Genomic DNA, 20,921 nt, shown 5'->3' with positions numbered 1-20,921 from the left:
GGCGTGTGCAGTCCATGAAGATTATGGACCTATGGACCCGAATGCTTTGCTCAAGACCCGCCTTATCGGCCAGATTTTCCAGCAGCACTACAGCTGGCTATGCGCCCGCCTGTCCTATCGTACCGGTTGCAGTCACAGCGCCGAGGACATCGCCGCCGAGACCTTCCTCAAGGTGTGGATGCTGCCCGACCCCACGGCCATTCGCGAACCGCGCGCGCTGCTGACCACCATCGCCCAGCGGCTGATGTACGAGAGCTGGCGCCGGCGCGACCTGGAAAAAGCTTACTTGCAGATCCTGGCCGACGTGCCCGAACACGTGCACCCATCGCCCCAGGAACAACTGATTCTGATCGAGAGCCTGTTGGCCATCGACCGGCTGCTGGACGGCCTGTCAGGGCAAGCCAAGGCGGTGTTCGTGCACAGCCAGTTGGACGGCATGACCTACACGCAGATCAGTGAACGCCTGGGCCTGTCCCTGGGGCGCATCCACCAATTGATGACCCAGGCCCTGCGCGCCTGTTACCTGGGGTTGAGCGAGTGAGCAAACAGCCTTTGAACGACCCGGTGGCCGAGGAAGCCATCGGCTGGCTGGTGCAGATCCAGTCCGGCGACTTCAGCCCCGCCCAGCAGCAGGCGCTGGATGAATGGCGGGGCACCTCGGCCCATCATCGCCAGGTATACGCGCAACTGCTCGCCGGCCTCGATCAGCTCAAGGCCTCACCCTGGCGCGGGCGCTCCAGCGCGCAGTTGCTGCGCAGCCTGGAGCAACCCAACAGCCGTCGCGCATTTCTGCGTACCAGTCTGTGTGCGCTGGGACTGGCGGCCGGCGCGGGGTGGGGCTGGCGTTTTGAAGACGCGGGGCAGACCTACGCCACCGGCACGGCCGAGCGTCGCACCTGGCAACTGGCCGATGGCAGCACCCTCAAGCTCAATGCCCGCAGCGAGGTGGTCTCGACGCGGGCCGGGGACGCGCAAAGCCTTGAACTGCGCACCGGCGAAATGCTGGTGAACCTGCTGCGTCCGCTGCAGGTCAAGACCCGCGCCGCCCATATCAGTGCCACGACGGGCCGTCTGATGCTGAGTGAACAGGACGGCGCGATGCGCCTGGTCACCCTGGATGCCGATGCGGTGCTGCACTTCGACGGCGGTGCGCAGCAACGGGTGGCCATGCACCAGAGCACGCTGTTCGACCACCAGCGCATCCTCACCCAAGTGCCCATGGCCGCCACCGAAACCGCCTGGCTCGACGGCTGGCTGGTGGTGCGCAACCAGACACTGGCCAGCGTGGTGGAAGCGATCCGGCCCTACCGCAAGGGCATCGTGCGCCTGGATGCCGCGGTGGCGCAGCTGCACGTGAGTGGCCGGTTCCCGCTGGATGATGCGCGCCAGACCCTGGAGGCCTTGGAGCAAAGCTTGCCGATCAGGGTGACGCAGTGGGGTGGGGTGCTGGTGTTGATCGGGGCGCGGGCCTAGGGGCCGGCCAGGCGCATGGATGGCTGCCGGGGTTATTTCATGTCCCTTGCCTGCACCCACAACACGGCGTCCTGGGACAAAGGTTTGCCCTTATAGGTTTTCGTTGCCCCTATGTTCAGTGCCGCAATGCCCCACCAGCCGGCACGGGGCAGGCCGAGGGTGACGACCCCCTGGGCATCCGCATACGTACTCAGGGATTTGAACGAGGCTTGGGGGGCCGTGACATGGTCCTGCTGGCCGAAGGCGTTGTTTTTGATGTCGACGGAGTGGTTGAGGTATTCGATTTCAACCTCGGCGAACGGCACCGGCTTGCCGTCGGCCAGCACCACGGCACGGAACACGCCGCCGGTCCAGTTGGCATAGGGCTTGTTCAGCGGTTGGATCTCAACCGGTAGCCCCTGGGGTTCCGACCAGTTGCCGGGGACGCCGCCGACGTTCACGATCAGTTTGGTGAACTGCTGGATGTACACGCCTTCGGCGGTTTCCAGGTAGGGTTCGGGTTCGAGTACGAACACATGGTCACCCAGGGAACGCACCAGTGCCCGTGGGATCGATGCACGGTAGGCGGTGGCCTGGTTGTCGCGACTCTGCCACTGCACCGGTCGCAGGTATTTGCGCAGGTCGATTTTTTCTGCGCCGTGGGCGCTGGTGTGGTTGAAGGCGAGGGGTTCGCCCATGACCATGGTCGGTCCGGCGGAGAACGGGTGGGTGAACACGATGGCGAATTCCAGGTTGTCCGCGCGGGGCAGCGCCGTGTCCTCCACGTAGAGCATCTGGAAATGCGCCTGCGCGGCGCAGGTCATGCAACCGAAGGCCGTGGCGGCAAAGGCTTGGAGCAGTCGTCGTTTGATGGTCATGGTCGATTTCACTGTGTAATGTCGGAGGATTGGATCGTGGCGCCATGGTTCTCGCCACCGAGGAACTCCACGGAGTAGGCTCCGGCCGGGGCCTGGAATGTGAAGCTGTTGTCCTGGTCCACGGTGCCTTCGAGCAACACCCTGTTGCGGGTGTCCTGGACATGGATTTTGCGACCCACGGCGGAGCTGCCATCGGTGTAACCCGCCTCACACTTCACCCAGTCGTCGTGCTCGATATAGCAGTCGAACACGGGGCCATGGGCTGCGGCGGCCTGGCAGAACAGCAGTGCGCCGGCCAGCAGGATCGGGTGGAGCACATCTCGCGTTTTCATAAGGTTTTCAGTCTCCATGGTCAACGTTGATCACTGGGGCGTCGCGGCTTGAACGGTCGCGAAGGCCGCCAGCAAGGCATCCAGGTTCGTACCCAGCAGCGCCTCGTAGCCGTTGGCCGTGTTGGCGAGCAGGCCGGGGTTGCCGATGTCCAGGATCAGCAGGTGGGCGCCGCCGTCCTCGATGGCCTGGGCAATCCTGGCGTCGGGCGCCCACTTGTGCACCACCACGCGGATCTCGCGCTCGCGCAGGTAGCGGGTCAGGGCGGCAAGGTCGGCGTCAGTCCAGTCGATGTCCTGGCGCACGAACCAACCGTCCACATACACGCCGAACTCGCCGAACAGGTAGACCGGCTCGCTGGCCAGCGACAGCACGCGCAGGTCCGGCACCTGCAGCAGCCGGGCACCGTAGTCGGCCCTCAGTTGGCGCAAGCGGCCGTCGAGTGCGGCGAGGTTGCGCTCGATCCGCGGCGCATCGGCGGGTGACAGGCGCGCCAGGTCGGCCGCGATCAGCGCCGACATGCGCATGGCATTGACCGGGCCGAGCCAGGCGTAGGGTGACGGGCCGCCATCGCCCTTGCGGTTGCCAGCCCAGGGCACATCGTTCGAGGGCGTGCGGGTCACGGCGACGCCCGGTTTGAGGCTGTCCCATGAGTGCGACGCATCGATCTCGACGATGCGCAGGTTGTGGCGTCGAGCCGTAGCATACAGCGGGTCAGCGCGCCACAGGCTGCTCAGGGTGACCACCGCCACGGCGTTCTGGAACGCGGCCGGCTCCAGGCGTGACAGCGCGTTGGCCTGGCTTTCCATGGGCACGGCGGCGTCCAGTGGCACACGTACCACTTCGATCCGGGTGCCTTCGCCGAGTGTCGAAGTCAGCGCATACAGCGCCGGCAGGGCGACCAGTACCTGTTGCTGGCCGACCTGCGCAAAGGCCGACGGCAGGCCGCCCAGCAGCACCGCCAGCAATGCCAGCCAGGGGCGCATGGATCGATTGAACCCGGTCATACGCTGGCCCCCCTGAACTGCGGCGCGGTACTGCGGATAAGGATGGTGAACGCAAACACCAAGGCTGCGACGATCACGATGGCGCCGCCCGTGGGCACGGGAATATGGAACTGCATCGGCGCCAGAATGCCGACCACACAGGAAAAGCTCGCAATCACCACGGCCCACGTGACCAGGCCCGGCAGTGAGTGGCTGATGTTGCGGGCCGCCGCTGCCGGTATCAGCAACAGGGCCTCCACCAGCACGGCGCCGATGATCTTCAGGCAGGCGACCGTGACCAGGGTGACCAGCACCACGAACAGGTACTCGACGCTGCGCACCTTCACGCCACGGGCATGGGCCAGGCTCGGATTGAGGCTGGAGAGCAGCATGCCGTTGTAGAGGGGCAGCCCGATCAGCGCACACATCACCGTCACGCCCAGCAGCACGTTCATGTCGGTATGGTCCACCGCCAGGATCGAGCCGAACAGCACACCTTCCATGACGTGTGTGTTGATTTTTGCCGACACGAACAGCAGCAACGAAGCACCCACCGCCAGCGAGATGGACAGGAACACGCCGATCAGCGTGTCATTGGCCAGGGTGGTGCGATGCTGCGTGTACTTGAGGGTCAGGGCAAACAGCAGGCAGAAGCCGAACATCGAAAAGTACGGCGAGGTGTAGGACTCGCCGACCAGCACGCCAATCGCCACGCCGGTCATCGCCGCATTGCCCACGGACTGGCTGAAGAACGCCATCCGCTTGATCATCACCATCGACCCCAGCACACCCAGCAACGGTCCGATCAGCACTGAACACATCAGCGCGTTGATCACGAACTCGTACTCGAACGGTTGCGGCAGCAGGTGACTCGCGGCGAGCGCCTGCAGGTGGTCGCGGATAAAGTCGTACAAGGCATTCATCGAATGGCCTCCAGGCGGTTGTCGATCTGATCGGCGGGGCCGTGAAACAGCACCCGTTGGTTGATAACGGTCACGGACTGCGCGATTCGCTTGACCTGTTCCAGGTCGTGGTTGATCCACAGGATCGTCACTCCACGGCCGTTCAGTTCGGCCACCAGCGCCTCCACCAGGCGCACACCGGCTTCGTCGATCCCGGCGGTCGGTTCATCGAGGATCAGCAGCCACGGCGCCGGGCTGATTGCCTGGGCCAGCAGCACGCGCTGGCGCTGGCCGCCGGACAGGCTGCCAAACGGCTTTTTACCCATCCCCGCCATGCCGGTCCGCGCCAGGGCCTGGGCGTTGGCCGCCCTGGCGGCGCGGCCTGCGCCGAGAAAGGCCGGCCGGCGTTGACCGAGCATGGCCATGAGGTCGTTGACCGTCATCGGCACGTTGCGGTCGAAGTCCGGCAATTGCGGGACATAGCCCATGGGCGTGGCGACCTCACCCTCGAAGCGGATCGCCCCCGTATGCGGCATCTGCCCCAGCAGCGCACGCACCAGTGAGGTCTTGCCGCCGCCGTTGGGGCCTACCAGGCAGTGCAAGGCGCCGGCTTCAATGCGCATCGTTACCTGGTCGAGCACCTGCGTACCTCCCAGTCGCAGGGAGACGTTGTCGAACACAATGGCGGGGCCGCGCATCCCGTAGTCCTCCTTCAGCGCATTCATTGCTGGGTGTACTCAACGGCTTGCGCCAGGGTTTCGAGGTTGTCGCGCATCGCCACCTCGAATTCGTCAGCGCTGTAGGTATCCCCGGTGATATGGGACAGGGCGAACACCTTCACGCCGGTCGCGGCTTCGATGGGCTTGGCCAGGTCGAGGGAAAAGTTCTTCTCGGCGAACAGCACCTTGACGTTGGCCTTCTTGATCGCCTCGATGGTGTTGGCCAATTGGCGTGCCGTCGGCGCGACGCCGTGGCGCGGCTCGATCACCGCGCTCACGAACAGGCCGAACTCCTGCATCATGTAGTCGTAGCCGGCATGGGTCGTCGCACAACGGAACGAAGACAAGTCCAGCGCGGCGAAGCGCGTCATGAAGCCGGCGCGCAGCTCGCGGATACGGCCCGCATACGCCAGGGCATTTTTTCGATACGCCGCGGCGTTGTCCGGGTCCAGCTCTCCGAGCCGGCGAGCGATCTCGAACACCTGCTGTATCGCCGCCGTGGTGGAGACGAAGGTGTGCGGGTTGACCACCTTGACGCCTTCCTGGTCGCCACCGATGGGAATCAGCGCCACCGTGGCATTTGCCTGGATAATCGGCAGCGTCTGCGTGCGGCCGGCAGCCTTGATGATCTGGAAGGCCCATTCATCGTGGCCGATGCCGTTGACCACCAGCACATCGATATTCATCGCGCGGGTAATGTCATCGGGCTGCGGCTGGTAGTTGTGCGGGTTGGCCTCTGCCGGGATCAGCGCAACGACCTCGGCCCGATCGCCGACGATATTGGCGACGAAGCTGTAGTAGGGATGCAGGGTGATGCCGATCCTGAGTTTCTTCGCCGAGGCGAAGGCCGGGCCGGCGAGTGCGATGGCGGGTATCAGCACCAGCAGCGCGATGCAGCGGCGCCACAGGGCGCGGTGTTTCAGGGCAACAGTCATGGCTGGGTTCCTTTTACGCGTTCGATTTCGCTGGCGCCGTCGTAGGGGATGACTTGGCGCCAGCCTTCGCCGACCAGGGATTCGGGCTTTACGATGGCGGGGTAGGGCGCGTTCGGGTCACGGTGGACCCAGATCGTCGCCTGGTTGGCCCACATCACCCCGGCATGGGCGTGACCGATGACCAGCAGGTAGGCGCTCTGACCCGGTGCATGGCCGCCGGAGCCGTAGTAAACCGTCGCGCCCTGGCCCTGGGTGGCCTGGGACACGTCGCTGACGGGCTGGTCCGCCCCATGGGCATCCTCGTCGCCACCCTGATGGGCCAGGTGGGAACCGGGCAGGATCAATTGCCAGTGCACCTCGCCATTGGCCTTCCAGAAGGCGTCACGGTAGAAGGGCGGCAACAGCAGTTTCTGCGCGCGCTCCAGGGTGATCCAGCCGCCGGTATCGTTGTTGGACCAGATGATTTCTTCACCGGCGGGCAACAGCGCGCTGTGAATCGCCTGGTCGACCGCACCCAAGCCATCGAAGGAGCGCACCTGCCAGCTCAGCGGGGTGGGCGGGTCCACTCTTTCCGGGCGCAGCAGCACATAGCCGGCCACACCGGCGACGACGGCCAGGGTCGCCAGCACCAGGGCCAGGGACTCCCAGCCGCCGGAGCGCGGGCGCACCTGTGTGATTGCAGTGCTCGGGCGCGCCATCAGAGGAACGCAATCCAGCGGCCCAGGAACACCACCCCGGCCCACAACAGCAATGAGCTGAAGCCGGCGATGCGCGCCTGGCCGGGCGGTGGCAGCGTCGTGTCCCATTCGGCGATTCGACGAAAGGCCCCCAGGTGGAAGACGGCCATGTTGATCCCCGCCAGCATCAACAGGCCCATCTTGAACAGGAACGCGGTGTTCTGCACATAGGTGGTGCCGTTGGCGCAGAACATCAGCAGGCCGGTGATCACACAGACCACGAATGCGGCCCAGGTGTACGGCAGCAAATCCTGGATCAGCTTCAGCGCGCCGCGCCGATGGGCGGCCACGCCCAGCAGGCGCAGGTCGACCACGGCAATGGTGCCGTAGACGATGGCGATGCCGATCACATGCACCGACTCCAGCATCGGGAACGCCGAGCCTGACTCGCGAATGAACGTCGCGACCGGGGTGTCCTGGACGGCTTGCAGCAGGGGTTGAATATCCATGGCGAATACCTGAGAACGTGGGTTGAAAACGCTTAGATCGTGTAGGCGATCCAGCGACCGCAGATGATCACGACGCACCACAGGCCGATCGATAGCCACGCAAAGGCCTTGACCGGGCGCGACGCGTCGTCGCCGCCGGCCTGGCCGGCAGGACGCAGCAGGGGACGGCGCAGCAGCCAGGTCACACTGAACGCCGTCACCACCAGCACCATCTTCAGCCAGAACGTCGAGTTGACGAGGACCCGGTCAGGCTCGGCGATGATCATCACCAACCCGGTACACAGCAGCACGATCAGCGCGTTGCGCATCCACGGGTAGTAACGGCGTACGACGCCGCGCAAGGGCTCGTCGCCGGCGAATACCCCCGCCAGTCGCAGATCGGAAATCAGCGCGCAGCCGAAGAGCACGGTGATGGCGATGATATGAATGCTCTGCACCGTGGGGATGACCCACAGGATGTCGCGGATGGCAGTGCTCAACGGCGACGCATAGATCCAGGCAATGATGAGTGAAGAGGACATCGGCTTTTCTTCCGCAGTGGGTTAGAAATCTTGGGGGGTGGCGATCGGATGCAGGCCCGCCGCATCTTCCGGCAGCAAGTACCCTTCCTTGATCGAAACGGCTTTGGCGTCTTCGAACTTCTGGGCGTAGCGGCCGAAATTTCCATAGCGCCGGCCCAGCACGTCCTTCGAGTAAGGCACCTTGGTGTCGTAGATCAGCCCGCAGCCGGTCTCCTGATCGGTGAGGTAGCTGGCGCTGGGGACCTGGACCCACGGCGGGCGCACGCCGCCCTGCAGGTTGCCGGTGGCGGGTGCGCGGGCGGCGGCCTTGCCATCGCGCACCACCCGGGGGGCGGTGGGCATGGGCTTGCCGTCGCGTACCCATTGGTCCATGCCATCCAGCAGCGCCGCGACCACCAGCTCGACCGGTTCGTCATACAGCGTCCGGCAGCGCGGGTCGTCGCCCTTGCCGACGTCGGCAGCGAGGTGTTCGGTGTGCTCGGTGCCGAGGTCGGCCAGGCGCAGGTGGGGCATGCCGGTCACTTCGTAGTAGCGAAGCTGCGGGGTGTCGGTGTCCGGGGGAAGGGGGATGCCTTCGATCACGTCGTGCATCAGTTCGGACTGGCTGTAGACCGTCACGAAGGGCACGCCTTCGGGCATCTGCCGTGGCACTCGGATCACGTCGCCGCCCACTTCGCCGTAGGCCATGCGGCCGGTCATATAGGCGTCGATCAGCGGGGTGTCGTCGGGCATGCGCCATTGCTGGTGGCGGCCCTGGTCGAGATAGTCCATCCAGACCTGCGCGGTGACGGCCCAGCTATTCACATACACGCGCTGCACATCGAGGCCTGCCAGCGGGCTCTGGGCGCCGTTGGTTTTTAGCAGCAACGCCAGTTGTGCGCCGATGCCCTGGGACTGGGGCGCAAACGGATCGGGCGCTGCGCCGCGGGTGAAGTGTGCCGGGTCGTAATAAGTGCCCAGGGGCGCATAGCGGGCAAAGTCGAAGCGGCGCATGAACTCGAAGTTGACGATCCTTCCGTACTGGGCGATCTGCTCGGCTTCGGCTGCCGGGGTATCGGCGATGAACTTGGGATCCACCGCCGGCGCGTTCACATTCAGCGTGTAGCCGACGTACGCGTAGCCGCGCCGCAGCAGATAGTCGCGGGTCAGGATCCAGCCCGCGCCCCGCTCGCCGAACCAACTGAACGGTTCGATGACCACCGTGCCATTGAAGCGCGCCGGGTCGGCCGGTTTGCGTACCAGGATACGCGTGGTGTAAGGCGCTTCCAGCAGGGTTTGGCCGGCGGCGTTGATGGCCGGGGCAACGCCTTGCAGGTAGTACTCCTCTTCGACGTAGCCGTACCGGTCGAGGTCGCTGTATTCGGTGCCCGGGCGTTTTGCCGAGGACAGCGGCGGTTTGCCGGAGGGCGGCACGGCGATGGCCGTGGGCATGCGCGGCACTTCGGCGAAGGTGTTCGAGGCGATCAGCAGCGACAGCACGACGCTGATACTGATGGGGATCAGGCGTTCCATGGGTAAAGCTCCAGCAGGGGTGGATGGGTGGCGTCACTCAAGGCTCAGAGATGCCTTGCCCTCGCTGTCGATCACGATCTGGTTGTTCTCGCACACGTATTCTTGAATGGCGTAGTTGGAGCGCTTGTACTCAAACGTAAAGCGATACGGGGTATTGAGTACCTGCGGGTCTTCGATCAGGACCTGGTTTTCCAGGTGATCCGGCCCGCGCAGCCGGATGCGTTCGGTGATCTTCATCGCCGGCCCGTGGGGCACGTCGTAGAAACGCACGTCCGTTCGCACGCGCTGGGTTTCGACTACGAGCGTGTCGCCTTCCCAGTGGCCGCGGGAATGGCCCTGGTACAACGGGTCGAGCTTTTCGCTTGGCGGCATGGCCTGGTCCAGGAGAATCCGCCGCACTTGCTGGAGATACTCGCCGAGGATGATCACTTGCTTGTCATCGCGAATGATCTGGATCGGGAAGAGCGCCGCCATCATCGTCGGCATGCCCTCGGGCAGGCACCTGGAACTGGTGGTGGCAATTGGCGTGCCGGCTGCGTTGGCCACGGCTTCTTTCTTCTTGAGCTCGACGTACTCGGCGGCGTAGGGCGCCTTGAGGTCCATCGGCCCGCCGGGGTGAACCGGGTCATCGGGGTTCTCGCCGAACCAGTCATCCGGGGTTCTTTCCCAGGTGCCACTGATGTCCGGCCGGGTAGCGGCGCTGTGCTTGTCGGCCTGGGTTTTCGCTGGCGTGGCGGCGTTGCTCAGCCCGGCGAATGTCACGAGGACCACACTCAGGACGAGCATGGCGGCGTTGGCGGTGCGTGCTGGTTTCATTGAAATATCTCCGCGTTGCTGGTTTGCCCAGTTCTGTTGTTATCGCACTCGGGGAGGGATGCGTTCAGCCGCCGCCCGTGAGCACCACGTCGCCGATCTTGATCTCCACCAGCAGCCCGCCCGGCTCACCGTTTTTCAACGGCTTGTAGGACACCTCGGCGTTCTCGCCGGCCTTGATCGACTCCGCCGTCCAGCCCGTGCGCTGCAGCGCGTTGACGCTGCCGGTCTCGATCTTGAAGCGCTGGGCCGGCGGGCCGGGAACGTCGACGTAGATCGTGATGTGCGGGTTGGTCCAGGCGAAGCGCTCGACCACACCCTTGATCGTGAGCGTCTGGGTCTGGTCGAACAGCGCGAATGAATGGTGGGCGCTGGCAACAGGCGGCAAGGCGCTGCAGGTGATGAGGGTCAGAAGACAAAGCCCCTGACGGAGCAGCGGGAAGGGGGACAAAAGGGTCATGACGGTGCCTCGGGTTTTTATGGTTCTTATGGGCCCAGCATAGGGCGCGTGCGTTCCGAGGCCGTAGCCCAAAACGGCAACCATTGAAGGCACTCGGACGGTTTTGTGCGGTGGAGACCGTGTGCAACGACGAGTGGGCGCCCCGGCCCGCGCACATGCTGATTTGGGTTACCGCATGCCCGGCCCTGGCCGGAACACTCCTGCCTCGCCTCACAACTATAAAAACAGGAGAGACGTCATGCGCATTCCCCCCTACGCGCCATTACTGTCGCTGGTTGCACTCTGTGCCGCCGGCTCCCAGGCACACGCCTATACGGTCTACAGCGAAGATGACGGTGCAACCGTTTTGAACGCTGACCTGGGCGCCGGCTTCGGCTGGTTCGCCAGCACCCGCAACTACATCGGCGACCCGCAGAAACGGCCCGGCAGCATGCGCTGGCAGGAGGGCTACGCCAAATATGGCCTCAACGGCACCACCGACAAGATCACCGCCGGTTCCGTATACGGCGGCTTCGCCCTGCTCAGCAGCGGTACATGGGGGGACGGGGACCCGGGGGCGATCACGGCGGGCAATGAGCGCAGAACTGCGGTGGAAGACGCTTTCCTGGGCTGGAGGTCCGGCGACCTGCTGCCGGCCCTGGGCCCGGACGGCGTGGATTTCTCGTTTGGGCGCCAACTGGTCACGGTGGACGGTTTCCTGATCACCGACGATGGTTTCAACCCCGGCAAGGCATTCAGCCCCATCGAGGGCGTGCGCGATGGTCGGTTCGACCGTGGAGGCGCCTTTTACCTTGGGCAGCGCCTGGCGTTCGGCAACACGGCGGTGCTGAAACTGGGCGGCAAGGAGGGGCTGCATGGCAGCCTGATATGGCTGAAATCCGAGAACCCCGGCCAGTCCAAGACCGAGCTGGCGGTAGGCACTGTCGATTACACCACACCCATTGGCTCGATCGGTTCGACCTATATTCACGGCCTGGATGTGGATGAGAAATACGCCTTCGCGGATCGGCTCGAACGCAAGGGCATGAACGTCTACAGCATTCGCGGGCAGGGCAACGCCGGGATTGAAAACGCCGACTTTGCATTCGAGGTGGCTCGCCAGGAAAAACGTTCCGGTTCGCAGCGGGCAATGTTCTTCGACGCAGGCTACACCTTTGCCGATGTGCAATGGCAACCGACCGTCAGTTATCGCTACTCGCGCTATTCCGAAGGCTGGGATTTCCTGTTCCAGGGCGGCTTTCGCAAACGCTACCAGGGTGAAATCGCAGCCAACTACGCCGGCTCGGTGACGTCGAACATGCAGATCAACGATGTGCTGCTCTCTGTCCGGCCCACCGAGAAATTGACCCTGAACGCGATGGCTTTCGACTACCACCAGCTGTCCCGTCGCAATGAGCGGGATTTCGCGGCGCGGGAGGTTGACCTGTTCCTGGATTGGATGGTCACGGATAACGTCACGTTGTCACCGTTGATCGGCCTCTATAAGCCTGAGAAATGGTTCGGTAACGGTGGCGGGCAGAGCGGCAGCGCGTCGACCAACGCGTACCTGCAGTTCATTGTGTGGGTGACGTTCTGAGTCGTCATTGACGGTTGTTGCAGGTCCCGCAGGCGTTGACGTGTCGCGTCAACGCCTGATTCATTCAGAGCATCCGGCGCAGCACGTCGTTGCGCGGATCGCGGTCGTAGAAGCGGTGCTTGAGGGCGCCTGCGACATGCAGCACGATCAGCACCAGCAGCGTGTAGGCGAGGACTTTGTGCAGCCACTGGAACACCGCGAACCAATCGTCATTCTTCGGCAACAGCTCCGGCAGGTTGACCCCGAAAAAGAACACCCCGTCGCTCATCGTAAAGGTGCTCGACATGGAGTAACCCATCAGCGGCACGATCACCAGCAGGACATACATGACGCGCTGTGTCAGGCGTGACAGGAAGCGTTCATATCCGGCCAGGGTTTCCAGCGGCTGCGGCAGCCTGGGGGTACGAAAGCGCACGGCGAGCTGAGTCAGCACCACCAGGAACGTCAACACCCCGAAGGACTTGTGCCACGGGTAATAGAGCTCGAATTTGCTCGCCACCTCATCATTCATGCCGGTCATATGCCAGCCTGCCCAGAGCAGGCCCAGCACCAGTACGGCCCGCAGCCAGTGCAACAGGCGCAGGGACGTCGGGTAGCGATCGATTGTCGGTTGATCCATTGGGTTCATATCAAGCTCTCCAGGGAGCGATGCACGGTGGAATGGCCACCCTCGACGTTGGAGGGTGGCTCGGTCAGGACAGCGCGTGTGCTCAGGCCGGCAGCAGCACGGTGATGACTTTCTCCTCGGTGTAGGCCAGCGCGCCGCTGAACCCGCCTTCACGCCCGATACCGCTGGTCTTGACGCCGCCCCAAGGCAGGTTGGCGTCCAGCGGGCTCCAGCAGTTGATACCGACGGCGCCGGCCTTTACCGCCGCCGCCACACGGTGCGCCCTGGCCAGGTCGCCGGTCCAGACCGTGGCCGCCAGGCCGTAGGTGCTGTCGTTGGCGAGGGCGATCGCTTCGTCTTCGCTGTCGAAGGTGATCAGCGTGCCGACCGGCCCGAAAATCTCGTCCCGGGCGATGTCCATGTCGTTGCGGGCGTTGGCGAAGATCGTCGGGCGCACGAACCAGCCTTGCTCGGGCGTCGAGACGCCGCCGGCCAGCAGTGTTGCCCCCTGGTCGATGCCCCGCTGGATGTAGCGGTTGACGCGATCGAACTGGGCTTTCTTGGCCACCGGGCCCATCTGTACCCCGGGCTCGCGCGGGTCGCCGACGTTCACTGCGTGTGCGGCCTCGGCCAGCGCGGCGCCGAAACGCTCGGCGAGGCTGCGCTGCACCAGGATCCGCGAGCCGGCGGCACACACCTGGCCCTGGTTGGCGAACAGGCCAAGTGCACAGCCGCGCAGGGCATCGTCGAAGGACGCATCGTCGAACACAATCTGCGGGCTCTTGCCGCCCAGTTCCAGGGCCACGCGCTTGAACAGCACGCCGGCCGTGCGCTGGATTTCACGCCCGGCCTCGGGGCTGCCGGTGAAGCTGATCTTGGCCACATCCGGATGCTCGCACAGGGCGCGACCGACTTCGTTGCCGTAGCCGGTGACCACGTTGATCACGCCGTCCGGGAAGCCGGCTTCCTGCGCCAGCAGCGCCAGGTGCAGGGCCGACTGCGGGGTTTCCTCCGAAGGCTTGACCACCACGGTACAGCCTGCCGCCAGCAACGCGGCGAGCTTCCACACGGTGATCATCAGCGGCGAGTTCCAGGGCACGATGGCACCGACTACGCCGACGGGCTCGCGCACCGTGTACGACAGGGTTTTGGTGCCGAAGTAACCGCCGGTGGGAATGGTGCGACCTTCGAGCTGGTTGGCCCAGCCGGCGGCGGCGCGCAGGTTGGCGATCGCGTTGGGCAGGTCCATCCGGCGCGGTTCGACGGGCGAGCGGCCGATGGCATTGGCGTCCAGATCGGCCAGCCGTTCGCTGTCGCGCTCGACCAGATCGGCCAGTTTCGCCAACAGTCGGCCACGCTGGGCGCCGTCAAGTTGGCTCCAGTCGCCCCTTTCCAGTTGGTGGCGTGCCGCCGCCACGGCACGTTCCACGTCTTCGCGGGTGCCACGTGCGGAGCTGCCATACACCTGCTCGGTCACGGGGTTGACCAGGTCGAAACGGCGACGGTCGAAGGCTTCGCAGGGCGTACCTTCGATGAAATGATTCAAGTGCTCAGTCATGTTGCGGTCCTCGAGTAGTGGGCAGGCTCACGCCTTGAGGGACGCCAGGGCGTCGCCGAAGATGTCCAGGGCCTTGAAGAACAGTTCGCGGGAGATCGTCAGCGAGGGCATCACGCGCATCACGTTGCTGTAGCGGCCGCAGGGGATCATCAGCACGCCGTGGTTGAGCAGGTAGCCCATCAACTGGCCGATCTTTTCGCCCGCCAGGGGCGCCTTGGTGAGCGGATCCTCGACCAGTTCGATACCGATCATCAGGCCGCGCCCGCGCACTTCGCCGACCAGCGGGCTGTTGAAGCCGCGAATATGCGCCTGGGCTTCCAGCCCCAACGTGTGGGCGCGGTTGAGCAGGTCGAGTTGTGGATCCTGCAGGATGCTGATGTTGGTCAACGCCACGGCCGCCGACAACGAGTTGGCGGCAAAGGTGTTGGGCATCGAGCCGTCGGGAATCTTGGCCGCCAGGTCCGAGCGCATGATCAGGCCGGCCATGGGCAGGTCGCTGCCGATGCCCTTGCCGAAGGTGAGCATGTCGGGCTTCACGCCGGAATGTTCGACCGCCCACATCTTGCCGGTGCGTCCTGCGCCGGATTGCACTTCATCGACAATCAGCAATGTGCCGCTGCGGTCGCAGGCCTGGCGCAGCAATTGCAGGAATTCCGGCGAGGGTGGCACGTAGCCGCCTTCGCCCTGCACCGGCTCCACGATCACGGCTGCCACGTCATCGGCGGCGGTGTATGGGGTGTTCAACAGGTAATCGATGTACTCGCCAGCGATCTGCTCGGCGCTTTTGTGGGTGGTGTCGAAGGGGAAACGGTAGGCGTACGGGTAGGGCGCGTGGATTACGCCCCCCATCTGGGCACCGAAGCCCTTGCGGTAGGCCGTGCCGGTGGTCAGCGCGCCCGAGGCATGCCACACGCCGTGGTAGCCGCCATGGAAGGCGATGATCTGGTGGCGTCCGGTAATGCGCCGGGCAAACTTGATCGCGGCCTCCAGCGCATCGCTGCCGCTCTGGGTGAAGAAGGTCACGCAGTCGCCACGCAAGCCATCGGGGGCGATCTCGGAGAGCTTGGCCGCCAACTCGGTGCGCCGTGTGCTGTTGATTTCCAGGGCGTGCATCAGCACTTCGGACTGTTCGCGAATCGCCTGCACCACTTTGGGGTGGCAGCGGCCGACGCTGCTGACGCCCACGCCGGCAGACAGGTCGATGTAGGTGTTGCCGTCGGGGTCTTTGAAGGTCGCACCGAAGGCGCGGTCCATGGCCACCGGCATGCGGCCGCCGCCGCGTGCCATCGACTCGGTGCGCGCCGACAGCGCCAGGGCCTCGAGGGTCTTGGGGCCGGGCAGTGTGCCGGAGACAATGTGCGGGGCATCCGCGAAGTGCAGGGCTTGAAAGTTGGCTTCACTCATGACGGTCTCTCTGGAATGTCGATTTAAGTGTGCCGATCATCTCCGCCGCGGGTTCCCGGCCGGTAGCCCGAATCGGCACATGAGACGCGGGCAATCCAGCGCATAAACAATTTGCAGGATGTGACCGATGTGCGAGTATCAAAGGCATCGGCGATCTAAAAACAAGAATGTTGGTAGAGGCACACCCCCCCAATGAAAAACCAGACGATCAGCCATTTCCGCGATATCCACGTCCACGCAGCCACCATCCAGCAGTGGAGCCAGGACTACAGCCAGCTCACCGCCGGTTCGGCCGAGAGTTCGCTGATGCAACTGACGACGACCGGTTGCCACCTGTTCCTCGAGCAGATCAACCAGCGTGTGGTGCAGAACGGCGTGGCGCCTCGCGACAAGATGTGTTTTGCGGTGCCGATCAATGTGCCCGGCTCGGTTCGCATGCAGGGCCGCGAGGTGGATGACAGCAGCCTGTTCTTCCTCCACGGTGGCGAGGAGTTCATGTTCCATATGCCGATGGGCATGGAGCTTTTGTCCATTACCTTTGAGCGTGAATTGTTCGAAGAGGCGCTGGAACAGACGGCGTCGGCGAAAGAACTCAATCGGTTGCTGCGCCAACCGGTGATAAAGGTGTCTCCCCAGCGTTTCGTCCAGGCCCGGCGTCGATTGCTGGCATTGTTCTCCGAGGCCCTGGTAAACGATGACCTCGACTACACGCGCGAGCGTGAGTCGGCGCTGGAACAGGCCATGCTCGGCGAGCTGCTGCAACTGATGACCGACCCGGCCTGTGACAAGCAGCAGCGCAGCCCCAGTTCCACGCGCAGCTTTATCGTCGAGAAATGTCATCGCCTGGCCACGACCGAAATGATCGACGTGCCCAGCGTGATCGATTTGTGCCAGCGTCTCCAGGTGAGTCGGCGCACGGTGCAGAACAGCTTCCGCTCGGTCGCCGAGACCACACCGCTGAATTACCTGCGCTCAGTGAGGCTCAACGGCGTACGCCGAACCTTGATGTCTACCCGGGCATCCGAGCTGTCGATTGGGGATGCCGCCGCCCAGTGGGGCTTCTATCACCTGAGCCATTTTGCCGCGGAGTACCAGGAGCTGTTCGCGCAGTTGCCGTCCCACACGACCCGCGCCGCCATTACCGGCAACGTGCGCGCCTGAACCCAAGCCTTTAGCAAGATCTGAATCAGCCTGCGTCGTCCGCTCGGGATGTGCAGGTGTTTCGCCGTGGGCGCTTGCGTTACCGATTTGGGATACCGGCACGCTGTCGGGCAGGCATAGGATCGATGCCAGCGTGCAACAACAACGACAAGCTATTCGGTACCGGTCGACAGCCGGCTGCACCGATCCTACAGCGACTGCCTCATACAATAAGGTCAACAGCATGAGTGTATCCAACTCGATCAACAGCTCCACGGAGCTCAAGCGTGGCGCCCTGGGTGTGGGCTTTATCATCTTCTTCGTGGTATCGGCGGCAAGCCCGCTGAGTGTGATCGCCGGCGGCTTCCCCATCGGCATCATGCTGGGTAACGGCGCGGGCACCCCGACGTTGCTGATCCTGGCCTTGCTGGTGCTGCTGGCGTTCTCGGTGGGCTACACCACCATGGCGCGCCACCTGACCAATGCCGGCGGTTTCTACGCGTTCACCGCCCGTGGGCTGGGCGGCCTGGCCGGTGGCGCGGCCGGGGTGCTGGCGATGTTTGCCTATAACATCCTGCAGGTCGGCTTGTACGGCATGTTCGGCGGGGTAGTCAGCGGCACCATGGAAGCCGCCTTCGGCCTGGTGCTGCCGTGGTGGTCCTATTCGCTGATGGCGATGGCAAGCATCGCGATCCTGGGGTATCGCAAGATCGACCTGTCCGCGCGGGTATTGTCGGTGATGGTGATCGCCGAGTACCTGGCGATCCTGGTCCTGGATTTCGCCATTCTCAAGTCCGGTGGCGACAGCGGCATCAACCTGGATTCGTTCAGCAGCCGCCATGTGTTCAGCGGCACGCCGTCAATCGGCCTGCTGTTCTGCTTCGCCGCCTTTATCGGCTTCGAGGCTACCACCATCTACGGTGAAGAAGCCCGGGACCCGCAGCGTACCATTCCGATTGCGACCTACTGCTCGGTGTTGCTGATCGGCGGTTTCTACGCGTTGTCGGTGTGGTCGATGGTGGTGGGCGTGGGCGCGGACAAGATCGTGCCGATGCTGCAGGCCTTGCAGGACCCGACTACGTTTATCTATGGCATGTCCGACCACTTTGTCGGCCCGCAACTGACCCAGGTTATCCGGGTGCTGTTTATGGTCAGCATCTATGCCGGCCTGCTGGCCTTTCACAACGCCGCCGCGCGTTACTTCTACGCCATCGGCCGTGACGGCTTGTTGCACAGCCAGTTGGGCACCACCCATCGGGTGCACCAGAGCCCGCATATGGGCTCGGCCTTGCAGAGCCTGATCTCGGCCGTGGTGGTGTTGATTTTCGCGGCGCTGGATGCCGATCCGATCCTGCAGCTGTTTGCCTGGCTGTCCAACCTGGCCACACTGTGCGTGATACTGCTGATGGCGCTGACCTCGGCCGCGGTGCTGGTGTTCTTCCGGCGCCATCCGCAGCTCAAGGTCGGGCTCTGGCGTGGGCAGATCCTCCCCGGGTTCTCGTGCCTGGCGCTCGTGGCCGTGCTGGTGCTGGCGGTGGTGCATTTCGATGTGCTGACCGGTGCCAGCCAACTGCTGTCCTACGGCCTCTGCGCGATCATTCCCCTGGCGTTGCTGGGCGGTGTATTCCTCGCGGCGCGGCTGCGCAAGGCGTCGCCGCAGCGGTTCCTGGCCTTGGGCAGCCACAAGCTTTAAGGCGTGGGCGGCGGTGTCTGCCTGCTCAGCCTGACCAGCAGCGCGTGGTCAAGGCTGTCGAAGGGTAAACCAGGCTGGAATGACCACGCCTGCCGAGTAGGCCCCGCTGGAAATAATCCCGAGGATCAGCCAGCGGCGTGGATAAATCATGGGGGAACTCAATGTTGGAGAGTTGAAAGGCGGCCACCGCAGCTCAGTCAGGCGGCACGCCCATTACACGCGGAAATGCCCGACCAGCTGTTGTTGGTGATTGGCCATCTGATGCAATGCGTCACTGGCCTGCGACGCCTCGTGCATGCGCCCGGCGAGTGTTTCGCTGATACCGCGGATGTCGCTGACGCGATGGCTGATATCGTCCACCACGCTGCTCTGCTCCAGGGCCGCACTGGCGATCTGCTGATTCATCTGTTCGATCACATCCACGGCCTGGGAAATATGCCCCAGCGCCACCCGGGTCTGTTGCACCTGGAGCACGCTGCCGCCGGCTTGCTCGCGGCTCAGTTGGGTACTGTGCACCACCGCCTGGCTCAGCTGTTGCAACGTTTCGATCACCGTGCGCACCTGTTCGACCGAACTCTGGGTGTTGCTGGCCAGGTGCCTGACTTCATCGGCCACCACCGCAAAACCGCGACCCTGCTCGCCGGCACGGGCCGCTTCGATGGCCGCATTCAACGCCAGCAGGTTGGTCTGTTGCGCGATGGCGCTGATCACGTCCAGTACCTGACCGATCTGGTTGCTGCTGTCGGCCAGGGCGTTGACTTGCTGGAGGGTGGTTTCCAGGCGTTGGTCGAGGGCCTCGATGCTGCGTTCGGCGGTGGAGAACACCGCCTGGCCTGAGCGGCTCGCGTTTTCGGCGGCGGTGGCGGCGTCGGCGGCGCTGTGGGAGTGACGGGCCACTTCCTGGGCACTGGCGCTCATTTCGTGCAGCGCGGTGGCGGCCAGCTCCACTTCGCGGTATTGGCGCTGCATGCCGGCGCTGACTTCGCGGGCAATACCGGAGGAGGTGTCGGCGCTGTCGCGGGTGTCCAGGGACGCGGTCTGGATGGCGCGAATAATCGGCTGCAAGGTGTCGAGGAAACGGTTGAAACCATTGGCCAGGCGGCCCAGCTCGTCGCGTCGCCCGAGGGGCAGGCGCTGGGTCAGGTCCCCGTCGCCTTCGACAATGGCATCGAGCAGCTCGGCCATCTTCAGCAATGGGCGAGTCACGCCGTAGGCCGCCAGCCAGATCAGCAGCATCCCAAGGCTGCTGGCCAGGATGCCCAGGCCAAGGTTGAGCCAATTGGACTCACGGCTTTTGTCGTCCAGTTCGCTCTGCATCTGCCGGGCGGAGGCCTGCACCCGTGCCTGCGGGACCTTGATCTGCAGTTGCCAGGCTGGAGTGCCCGCTGCCGTTTGCACGGATTGGCGGATGTCCAGGGTTTCCCCCGCGACATCGCCGCTGCGTCCCGCCACGTGACCCGAAGCCGACACCAGGGTGACCTGGCTGTCGCCCTGGTAGAGGTCCTGGCTGAGGTTGGCGGCCAGTTTCTGCAAGGTGTCGAGGCTGATGTCCATGCCCACCACGCCGAGCACGTTGCCGTCGACGATCAGGGGGATGGAAATGCTGCTCATCAGGGCTTTGTGGCCTTCCACTTCGATGGTGTACGGCTCGACCACACACACCTGTCGTTGCGCCTGAGGGCAAGCGTACCAGGCGTTTGCCGGTGCGCTGCCGGGGGGCGCAGTGTTGGCGGCGATTTGTGCCTCGCTCAACACCTCCTGCACCAGTTGACCCGGCTGGCTCTGGGACCAGTACAGCGCAAAGCGCCCGGTTTCATTGCCGGCCAGGGCGCGTTGGTCGCGCCAGTCGGCGTCGCTGCCGGCCAGTGCATCGGGCAGCATGATCACGTACAGGCCGAGGACTTTTTCGCGCTGCCTGAGGGCTTCTCGGGCGATGCCGACCAGGGCTTGACGCAATTGCACGACCGTCAGGCGTCCATTGAGGGTTTGCTCGCGCAGTTGCAGAACCTGCTGGGCGAACCCTTCGCCATACAGCGCGGTTTCATTGAAAAACCGCTCCACCTGTTGGCCATGAGCCACGGCCTGGGCCTGCAAGCGTTCCAGCGCGGCCTGTGTCAGCAACGCGCTGCTCTGCTCCTTGAGCAGCTTTGCACTGGTTTGATTCTGGTAGGCGCTGGCGCCAATCAGCGCGCCCACGACTGCCAGCAGGCAAAGTCCGCTCAGCAGGGTGATACGCCATTGGAGGGTGA

At 64.3% G+C, this 20,921-nt stretch carries 20 protein-coding genes and 2 pseudogenes; 5 read left to right on the top strand and 17 right to left on the bottom strand.

From position 1 onward, the window contains the following. Positions 1-31 precede the first annotated feature (31 nt). Both BM416_RS01680 and BM416_RS01675 read left to right on the top strand, forming a co-directional pair. Positions 32-541 (top strand): sigma-70 family RNA polymerase sigma factor, encoded by a 510-nt coding sequence (locus BM416_RS01680; protein WP_065927404.1) that lies wholly within the window; start codon positions 32-34, stop codon positions 539-541. Continuing rightward, on the top strand, positions 538-1,473 hold the full coding sequence (locus tag BM416_RS01675) for a FecR family protein (protein ID WP_092484613.1): 936 nt from the start codon (positions 538-540) through the stop codon (positions 1,471-1,473). Before BM416_RS01680 ends, BM416_RS01675 begins: the two co-directional genes overlap by 4 nt. A 32-nt stretch (positions 1,474-1,505) precedes the next feature. On the opposite strand, the gene BM416_RS01670 is transcribed toward BM416_RS01675, so the two are convergent. The 12 genes from BM416_RS01670 to BM416_RS01615 form a co-directional block, all read right to left on the bottom strand. Further along, positions 1,506-2,330, bottom strand: coding sequence for a DUF4198 domain-containing protein (locus BM416_RS01670; protein ID WP_092484610.1), 825 nt, complete (start codon positions 2,328-2,330; stop codon positions 1,506-1,508). Between the two features lie 8 nt (positions 2,331-2,338). Beyond that, positions 2,339-2,662 (bottom strand): hypothetical protein, encoded by a 324-nt coding sequence (locus tag BM416_RS01665; RefSeq protein ID WP_242001070.1) that lies wholly within the window; start codon positions 2,660-2,662, stop codon positions 2,339-2,341. A gap of 30 nt (positions 2,663-2,692) precedes the next feature. Beyond that, positions 2,693-3,667: a metal ABC transporter solute-binding protein, Zn/Mn family gene (locus tag BM416_RS01660; protein WP_256577410.1), complete on the bottom strand. Its 975-nt coding sequence runs from the start codon at positions 3,665-3,667 to the stop codon at positions 2,693-2,695. Further along, a complete protein-coding gene (locus tag BM416_RS01655; protein ID WP_065927408.1) occupies positions 3,664-4,569 on the bottom strand; it encodes a metal ABC transporter permease in 906 nt (301 codons plus the stop codon). Before BM416_RS01655 ends, BM416_RS01660 begins: the two co-directional genes overlap by 4 nt. After that, complete coding sequence (locus BM416_RS01650; RefSeq protein WP_092484604.1) at positions 4,566-5,273, bottom strand: metal ABC transporter ATP-binding protein; 708 nt, start codon at positions 5,271-5,273, stop codon at positions 4,566-4,568. The genes BM416_RS01655 and BM416_RS01650 overlap by 4 nt, the downstream gene beginning before the upstream one ends. Continuing rightward, on the bottom strand, positions 5,270-6,202 hold the full coding sequence (locus tag BM416_RS01645; RefSeq protein ID WP_092484601.1) for a metal ABC transporter solute-binding protein, Zn/Mn family: 933 nt from the start codon (positions 6,200-6,202) through the stop codon (positions 5,270-5,272). Before BM416_RS01645 ends, BM416_RS01650 begins: the two co-directional genes overlap by 4 nt. Next, entirely contained in the window at positions 6,199-6,900 is a 702-nt protein-coding gene (locus BM416_RS01640) for a DUF6162 family protein (protein ID WP_092484598.1), read from the bottom strand. Before BM416_RS01640 ends, BM416_RS01645 begins: the two co-directional genes overlap by 4 nt. Beyond that, complete coding sequence (locus BM416_RS01635; protein ID WP_065927412.1) at positions 6,900-7,388, bottom strand: DUF6644 family protein; 489 nt, start codon at positions 7,386-7,388, stop codon at positions 6,900-6,902. The genes BM416_RS01640 and BM416_RS01635 overlap by 1 nt, the downstream gene beginning before the upstream one ends. Before the next feature lie 32 nt (positions 7,389-7,420). Then, entirely contained in the window at positions 7,421-7,909 is a 489-nt protein-coding gene (locus BM416_RS01630) for a DUF6644 family protein (RefSeq protein ID WP_092484595.1), read from the bottom strand. 21 nt (positions 7,910-7,930) lie between these two features. Then, the gene (locus BM416_RS01625; protein ID WP_092484592.1) at positions 7,931-9,421 is read right to left on the bottom strand and encodes an alpha/beta hydrolase domain-containing protein; all 1,491 of its coding nucleotides are present in this window, start codon (positions 9,419-9,421) and stop codon (positions 7,931-7,933) included. A gap of 33 nt (positions 9,422-9,454) precedes the next feature. Then, positions 9,455-10,237 (bottom strand): hypothetical protein, encoded by a 783-nt coding sequence (locus BM416_RS01620; protein WP_092484589.1) that lies wholly within the window; start codon positions 10,235-10,237, stop codon positions 9,455-9,457. 64 nt (positions 10,238-10,301) lie between these two features. Next, the gene (locus BM416_RS01615) at positions 10,302-10,694 is read right to left on the bottom strand and encodes a DUF6152 family protein (RefSeq protein ID WP_065927423.1); all 393 of its coding nucleotides are present in this window, start codon (positions 10,692-10,694) and stop codon (positions 10,302-10,304) included. 238 nt (positions 10,695-10,932) lie between these two features. On the opposite strand from BM416_RS01615, the gene BM416_RS01610 reads away from it, so the two are divergent. After that, positions 10,933-12,270: an alginate export family protein gene (locus tag BM416_RS01610; RefSeq protein ID WP_092484586.1), complete on the top strand. Its 1,338-nt coding sequence runs from the start codon at positions 10,933-10,935 to the stop codon at positions 12,268-12,270. 64 nt (positions 12,271-12,334) lie between these two features. Here BM416_RS01610 and BM416_RS01605 read toward each other — a convergent pair whose 3' ends face one another. From BM416_RS01605 to BM416_RS01595, 3 genes are all read right to left on the bottom strand, one after another. Beyond that, entirely contained in the window at positions 12,335-12,898 is a 564-nt protein-coding gene (locus tag BM416_RS01605) for a cytochrome b (protein WP_027606691.1), read from the bottom strand. Between the two features lie 82 nt (positions 12,899-12,980). Next, entirely contained in the window at positions 12,981-14,435 is a 1,455-nt protein-coding gene (locus BM416_RS01600; protein ID WP_092484583.1) for an aldehyde dehydrogenase family protein, read from the bottom strand. A gap of 27 nt (positions 14,436-14,462) precedes the next feature. Beyond that, positions 14,463-15,839 carry an aspartate aminotransferase family protein gene (locus BM416_RS01595; RefSeq protein WP_065941651.1) on the bottom strand — a complete coding sequence of 459 codons (1,377 nt, stop codon included), beginning with the start codon at positions 15,837-15,839 and terminating at the stop codon, positions 14,463-14,465. A gap of 192 nt (positions 15,840-16,031) precedes the next feature. Here BM416_RS01595 and BM416_RS01590 point away from each other — a divergent pair, with 192 nt between their 5' ends. Both BM416_RS01590 and BM416_RS01585 read left to right on the top strand, forming a co-directional pair. Continuing rightward, complete coding sequence (locus BM416_RS01590) at positions 16,032-17,000, top strand: helix-turn-helix domain-containing protein (protein ID WP_027606688.1); 969 nt, start codon at positions 16,032-16,034, stop codon at positions 16,998-17,000. A 223-nt stretch (positions 17,001-17,223) separates the two neighbouring features. After that, positions 17,224-18,672: an APC family permease gene (locus tag BM416_RS01585; RefSeq protein WP_065927428.1), complete on the top strand. Its 1,449-nt coding sequence runs from the start codon at positions 17,224-17,226 to the stop codon at positions 18,670-18,672. A gap of 213 nt (positions 18,673-18,885) precedes the next feature. Here the strand turns inward: BM416_RS01585 and BM416_RS31070 are convergent. Beyond that, positions 18,886-19,428, bottom strand: a pseudogene (locus tag BM416_RS31070) (methyl-accepting chemotaxis protein); the annotation flags it as partial. 315 nt (positions 19,429-19,743) lie between these two features. Then, positions 19,744-20,553 (bottom strand): annotated as a pseudogene (locus tag BM416_RS31065) (HAMP domain-containing protein); the annotation flags it as partial. Between the last annotated feature and the right edge of the window lie 368 nt (positions 20,554-20,921).

Source organism: Pseudomonas sp. NFACC42-2 (assembly GCF_900116055.1).
Classification (GTDB): Bacteria; Pseudomonadota; Gammaproteobacteria; order Pseudomonadales; family Pseudomonadaceae; genus Aquipseudomonas; species Aquipseudomonas marginalis.
The sequence above is the reverse complement of the archived record's forward strand: the minus strand, read 5'-3'. Positions and strand labels throughout refer to the sequence as shown.

Bases quoted from the DNA above. Each gene is read 5' to 3' on its own strand.
- BM416_RS01655 (WP_065927408.1), bottom strand. From the start codon at position 4,569: ATGAATGCCTTGTACGACTTTATCCGCGACCACCTGCAGGCGCTCGCC.
- BM416_RS01635 (WP_065927412.1), bottom strand. From the start codon at position 7,388: ATGGATATTCAACCCCTGCTGCAAGCCGTCCAGGACACCCCGGTCGCG.
- BM416_RS01595 (WP_065941651.1), bottom strand. From the start codon at position 15,839: ATGAGTGAAGCCAACTTTCAAGCCCTGCACTTCGCGGATGCCCCGCAC.
- BM416_RS01600 (WP_092484583.1), bottom strand. From the start codon at position 14,435: ATGACTGAGCACTTGAATCATTTCATCGAAGGTACGCCCTGCGAAGCC.
- BM416_RS01660 (WP_256577410.1), bottom strand. From the start codon at position 3,667: ATGACCGGGTTCAATCGATCCATGCGCCCCTGGCTGGCATTGCTGGCG.
- BM416_RS01680 (WP_065927404.1), top strand. From the start codon at position 32: ATGGACCCGAATGCTTTGCTCAAGACCCGCCTTATCGGCCAGATTTTC.
- BM416_RS01605 (WP_027606691.1), bottom strand. From the start codon at position 12,898: ATGAACCCAATGGATCAACCGACAATCGATCGCTACCCGACGTCCCTG.
- BM416_RS01610 (WP_092484586.1), top strand. From the start codon at position 10,933: ATGCGCATTCCCCCCTACGCGCCATTACTGTCGCTGGTTGCACTCTGT.
- BM416_RS01615 (WP_065927423.1), bottom strand. From the start codon at position 10,694: ATGACCCTTTTGTCCCCCTTCCCGCTGCTCCGTCAGGGGCTTTGTCTT.
- BM416_RS01630 (WP_092484595.1), bottom strand. From the start codon at position 7,909: ATGTCCTCTTCACTCATCATTGCCTGGATCTATGCGTCGCCGTTGAGC.
- BM416_RS01670 (WP_092484610.1), bottom strand. From the start codon at position 2,330: ATGACCATCAAACGACGACTGCTCCAAGCCTTTGCCGCCACGGCCTTC.
- BM416_RS01645 (WP_092484601.1), bottom strand. From the start codon at position 6,202: ATGACTGTTGCCCTGAAACACCGCGCCCTGTGGCGCCGCTGCATCGCG.
- BM416_RS01640 (WP_092484598.1), bottom strand. From the start codon at position 6,900: ATGGCGCGCCCGAGCACTGCAATCACACAGGTGCGCCCGCGCTCCGGC.
- BM416_RS01620 (WP_092484589.1), bottom strand. From the start codon at position 10,237: ATGAAACCAGCACGCACCGCCAACGCCGCCATGCTCGTCCTGAGTGTG.
- BM416_RS01625 (WP_092484592.1), bottom strand. From the start codon at position 9,421: ATGGAACGCCTGATCCCCATCAGTATCAGCGTCGTGCTGTCGCTGCTG.
- BM416_RS01590 (WP_027606688.1), top strand. From the start codon at position 16,032: ATGAAAAACCAGACGATCAGCCATTTCCGCGATATCCACGTCCACGCA.
- BM416_RS01665 (WP_242001070.1), bottom strand. From the start codon at position 2,662: ATGAAAACGCGAGATGTGCTCCACCCGATCCTGCTGGCCGGCGCACTG.
- BM416_RS01650 (WP_092484604.1), bottom strand. From the start codon at position 5,273: ATGAATGCGCTGAAGGAGGACTACGGGATGCGCGGCCCCGCCATTGTG.
- BM416_RS01585 (WP_065927428.1), top strand. From the start codon at position 17,224: ATGAGTGTATCCAACTCGATCAACAGCTCCACGGAGCTCAAGCGTGGC.